Source organism: uncultured Cyclobacterium sp. (assembly GCF_963976465.1).
In the GTDB taxonomy this organism is placed as follows: domain Bacteria; phylum Bacteroidota; class Bacteroidia; order Cytophagales; family Cyclobacteriaceae; genus Cyclobacterium.
Map to the genome: position 1 here is coordinate 1 of NZ_CAXBOC010000400.1, position 5510 is coordinate 5510.

The window sequence follows — 5510 nt, forward strand, 5'->3', positions numbered from 1 at the left end:
ATTTGATTGCTGCACCCGGTACAAGCTGCAGGCATCAGATAGCCGATGGAACAGGCAAAAAAGCAAATCACCCGGTTGAAATTTTATTTGATGCCGCGGGACTGAAAGATTGATACTAAACTATTTATAGCCGAACAGCTTTATGTTCGGCTATTTTTTTGTGAATTTACAGGCCTATCAAATTAAGAGGATGGGATGGAGGCTTTTATTTTTTTGGTTAATAGAGCTTATACTTTTAGAGGTGCTTTTTCAATTATTTAAGGAGAGTAACAATTCTGTTTTTAAATTCGCTTAAGTCAAAGTTGCTGCTGTATAAATACGCTATTGCTGCTTAGCGCTTTACGAGGAATTATGCCTATTTAATTAAGGTTTAAGCCCAAAAGCAATATTCATTAATTTCTATAGGCAGTACTGTATTTTTTATGGACAGATCCCTAATTAAATACGGATAGTAACTTGTATTATTAATAGATTATATTGACTGATACCAAATAGCCTTCACTAATACCATTGTCATAATACCCCTTGTATGAAAATTATATTTTAGCTATTATTGAAAACTTTATTATCAAAAACCCAAAATGAACCCTTTTAGTAACAATAATCCTTCCATGGATTCCAATTATTATTGGGATTTATTAATGCAAGGCAACCGTAAAGGATTAGAGGGTCTTTACAAAGAATTTATTTCTACACTTTTTAATTATGGGTTAGCCCTTACAAATGATCAAAGCTTTGTACAGGATTGTATTCAGGAGGTTTTTATAGATTTATGGAAATACCATCAAACCTTAGGAAAAGCAGATCATGTGAAAGCCTATCTTTTACGTGCTCTTTCTCACAAAATTTATAAAGAGAACCGGCAAAAAACTAAAAGGAAAACGGTAGAATGGGATAATACTTTCATAGAATCCTGTTATGTGGAATCTGTAGAAAGTAAAGTGATTAGTGTTCAAAGAGAAAGAAGGTTGCAGAATGAATTGGCTAAAGGGTTAGACAAATTACCTATTCGGCAAAAACAAGTGATTCATTTGCTATTTTTCGAACAACTTTCCTACGAAAAAACTTCAAAATTGATGGGTATCAACCTGCGTTCCGTATATACACTTGCATGGAAAGCCATTACCAACCTTAAGAAATACATTGTTTTGTTATTATTTATAATCCGGATTATTTGAACTTTTTCAAATTTTTTTCTCATCCGAGGATAACTTTCACCTATTGCTGACTCCTTTAACTGAAACCATTTGGTATGTGTAAGCGAGATTATAAAATAGCCGACTTTGTTCTTGATCCGGAATTCCAGAAATGGGTATTATTCCCAGATGCTCAAACGAAGAGTTATTGGGAAAAATATATTCAAGAAAACCCTAAAAAGGAGGAAGATATTGCTTTAGCGATGAAGCTTGTTGTAAACATGTCTAGAAAGGCTTATAAAGTAACTCCTCAAAGAATTGAAGATACTTGGATTAATATTGCAAATGAAATAGACAACATCACTGTCAATGAAAAAGACAATAAAATTGTTTCCTTAAATTCTGATAGCACCATCCTTCATTTCCGGAAATTAGGGAAGAAAGGCAAAACGAAAGTTTCTCAATTTTATAGAATAGCGGCGATTTTAGCCATAGTTTTTTCTTTGTCTTTTTTGGTAACCCTTTATTTTCCTAAAGAAGAAATCCATGTTTTGGTTGATAAGGTAGAAATGGAAAACCATTATGCTCCCCCAGGTGTAAAGGCAAACCTTACTCTTCAAGATGGTTCAAAAGTCATCCTTAACTCCGGAAGTACATTAAAATATGTCAAAAATTTCGAAAGCAATCGACGTGTTTTAGAATTATCAGGAGAAGCCTATTTTGAAGTTGCCGAGGATCAATCAAGGCCCTTTAGTGTAAAAACCGGTTCAGTAACCACCACCGCTTTAGGAACAACTTTTCTTATTTCTTCTTATGAAAATAAACCATTAGATATTGCTTTATTAACTGGGAAGGTTGCGGTAAACCTTGATTTTGGTCATGAGCAAGAGATTAAGCTTACAAAAGGTGAGGGGCTTAAAGTAGACTTAAAAAGTGAAAAAGTACAAAATGAATTTTTTGATCCGGAAATAATATTGGCGTGGACCAGAAAGACAATCATTTTTGAAAAAGTGTCCATGTTTGAGGTCAAAAGGGTACTGGAAAATTGGTATGGGGTGAAAATTGAATTTACAAACAGCCCGCCAACTGATTTGGAAATCTCAGGAAAGTTTACCGACCAGAGTTTAGAAAATGTTCTTGAAGGACTTAGTCATTCTGCGAGGTTTGAATACAAATTGGAAAAAGATAAAACTACTTTAAAATTTAACTAGAAGAGAATGCCTATGTAACATAAGGGATATAAAAAAATGAGGTCATAAATGCGCTAACATTTATGACCTCTAAAGAAATCGAAAAAGGACTGCCATCCTTTTTTCGAAAATGTTCATTTAACAATATACCTAAACAAACAATGTAAAGATATGAATAAATGCCTACTTAAGCATGTTATCTACATGACCAAATTATTTACAATAGCCTTCACTCTTCAGTGTTTGAGCATGAGTTTCCTAATGGCCTTTAATGGCAATGCCCAAGTTAAAAGCATAGAGGAAGTATCCGTATACCTTTCCTTAAAAGATGTAAAGGTAAAGGAAGCCTTTAAGAGGTTAGAAAAGCTTACAGCCTACAATTTCGTTTTCGCCTCCAGAGAAATCGAAGATATTCCCTTTGTCAACGTTGAAAGTAAAGGGGAAAGCCTTTACCATCTATTGTCTTCCATTGCCGCCCAAACGGATCTAAGTTTTAAGCAGGTAAATGACAATATTCATGTAAAAAAAGCTGACAATAAAAAGATTCCTGTACAATCTTCCAATGAGCAGGTGGACGTTAGTGGGACTGTTAAAGATGAAAATGGGGATCCGCTTCCCGGTGCCACGGTTACCATTGCAAATACTACCAGAGGAACAGTAACAGATTTGGATGGAAATTTCTCTTTGGATGTCCCTGAAGGAGCAACGCTTGTTGTTTCTTTCATAGGCTACACTAGCAAGAGGATAGAAATTGGAAATCAAACCCAATTTAATATTTCAATGGAGCTGGACGATACATCCCTAGAGGAAGTTGTTGTGGTGGGATATGGAACCCAAAAGAAGCGTGATGTTACAGGGTCTGTAGTAAGGGCCGATATAGAGGCTTTTAGAGAATCTCCAAATGTTAATATTGCCCAGTCCCTTCAAGGGTCAGTTCCGGGATTAAATGTTGGACAAGTAAATAGAGCAGGCCAAAATCCCTCCATTTCGGTACGTGGCAGGACTACATTAAGTGGCAATCAAAATGTGCTGATCGTGGTGGATGGAATAATATTTACCGGCAATTTGGCAGACCTAAATCCTGCAGACATAGAATCTATTGATGTTCTTAAGGATGCCAGCAGTATGGCCATCTTTGGTGCTCAAGCAGCAAATGGTGTGATCATGATTACTACCAAAGGTGGTAAAATGGAGCAGAAGCCTATATTTAACTATACAGGTACAGTGACGACTCAGTCACCCACAAACAGGCCTGAATTAATGGATAGGGAAGGCTTCTTACAAAAAGTTAGGGACCAAGATTGGCCTCAGGCATATTTGGCACCTGATTATACCCAGCCTAACCCTGACTATGATGTAGCAGCCTTGTTTGAACCTACGGTATATGCAGGCTATGAGAATGGAACAGATTTCAATTGGTGGGATGCCGCTACCCAGACAGGGTTTATTAACAATCATAATTTAAGTGTAAGAGGTGCATCAGAGGCCACTTCCTATTTTATTTCTACAGGATATACTCAGCAAGAGGGTTTTATCATGAATGACCAATATGAAAGAGTAACAGCTAGAATTAACCTTGACCACCAAATATTGGATTGGTTTAGATTTGGGGTGCAAACTTTCGGCTCCTTTGCTGATAATTCGGGTGAAATTCCTGCCTTAAGTCAGATTACTACCATGCCTCCTCTGGTTACCCCCTATGATGAAGATGGCAATGTGATTCTTAATCCTGACGGTGCCATTCGTGCCAACCCGTTTTTGAGTCCTTTGTCCAATGATTTTGATAAGAATAATAATTTATTTGCCAATGTTTATATGGATTTAGAAATCCCATTTATCGAGGGTTTAAAATACCGTGTGAATTTTGGAAATAACTATAGCTGGAGAAGGCATTACAGAAGTAATGTTTATGGAGCCGGTGCTGCCGGTGAGGCATTTAAAAGAAATTATAATGCTTATGACTGGACGCTTGATAATATTTTAACCTATCGAAAAAGCTTTAATAATAATCACAACCTTGATTTGACCATGGTGGTAGGCCGTAGGGAATTGAAATATGAAAGCACCCAAGCCAATGGCACCAATTATTCTAATTTAAGTTTAGGCTACAATGATTTAAGTTTGGGCCAACTTCAGTTGATAAATTCTACAGCATGGGATGAAAGCTATGTTTACCAAACGGTGAGAGCGAATTACGATTTTAGTGACAAATATATGATTACAGCAACTGTTCGTAGGGATGGCTTCTCAGGATTTTCAAAAAACAATAAGTTTGGAATTTTCCCCTCTTTAGGTTTAGGATGGGTAATTAGTGAAGAGGAATTTATGAAGGAATCGGTTTTGAATTACCTTAAATTCAGAGGCTCTTATGGGGCCAATGGAAACCTAACCAGCCGTTATTCTTCCTTGGCAAGAGTGTCTATCTATCCCGCCTATGTATTTGGAAATGGCGGAAGCACAGTTTTTGGTCAGACCGTAAACACCTTAGCAAATTCAAATCTGGCATGGGAAACCACCACAGGATTTAACTTTGGTTTTGACTTTTCATTCTTGCAGGATCGATTTACAGGAACTTTGGACTACTACCAGAATACCACCAATGACTTGCTTTATAACATAAACATTCCTGAAGTAACTGGTTTTTCAAGCATTTCAACGAATGTTGGAGAAATTGCCAATAGGGGGATAGAGTTTGTCTTAAGAGGAGAAGTTATAGAAAAAGGAGATTTCAAATGGAATGCGAGTTTTAATATCGCCTCCAACAGAAACAGAATTGTTTCATTATTGGGTCAGGATGCTGATGGTGACGGGAGAGAAGATGACTTGATTGGTAGTGGCCTTTTTATTGGCGAGTCTATCAATTCTATTTATGATTATGAGTCTGCAGGAATTATTCAGTTGGGAGAGGAGGCTCCTTCAGGGTTTTTTGTCGGTACCCATCGCATAGTAGATCAAAATGATGATGGTTCATTTGATGCGCTAGACCGAGTTATTAGAGGGAGAGAAGAACCTGCTTATAATTTTGGGTTGATGAATGAGTTCAACTATAAGGATTTTACCTTTAGGTTTTTTATCAACTCCATTCAAGGTGGAAAAAATGGCTACTTGGGACTAAACAATCCCAATTTTGGACAGTCTGATAATGCCAGAAGAAATAATATGTTTGTAGATTATGATTACTGGA

3 protein-coding genes are annotated in these 5510 nt (G+C 36.7%); all 3 read left to right on the forward strand.

The genetic code is table 11. The features are described 5' to 3' along the window. The first annotated feature begins 581 nt into the window (after positions 1 to 581). Positions 582 to 1178, forward strand: coding sequence for a sigma-70 family RNA polymerase sigma factor (locus AAC037_RS18845; protein ID WP_339904766.1), 597 nt, complete (start codon positions 582 to 584; stop codon positions 1176 to 1178). Positions 1179 to 1252: 74 nt separating this feature from the next. Further along, positions 1253 to 2347, forward strand: coding sequence for a FecR domain-containing protein (locus AAC037_RS18850; protein ID WP_339904768.1), 1095 nt, complete (start codon positions 1253 to 1255; stop codon positions 2345 to 2347). Between the two features lie 183 nt (positions 2348 to 2530). Continuing rightward, a partial coding sequence (locus AAC037_RS18855; protein WP_339904769.1) for a SusC/RagA family TonB-linked outer membrane protein occupies positions 2531 to 5510 on the forward strand: 2980 nt, incomplete at its 3' end.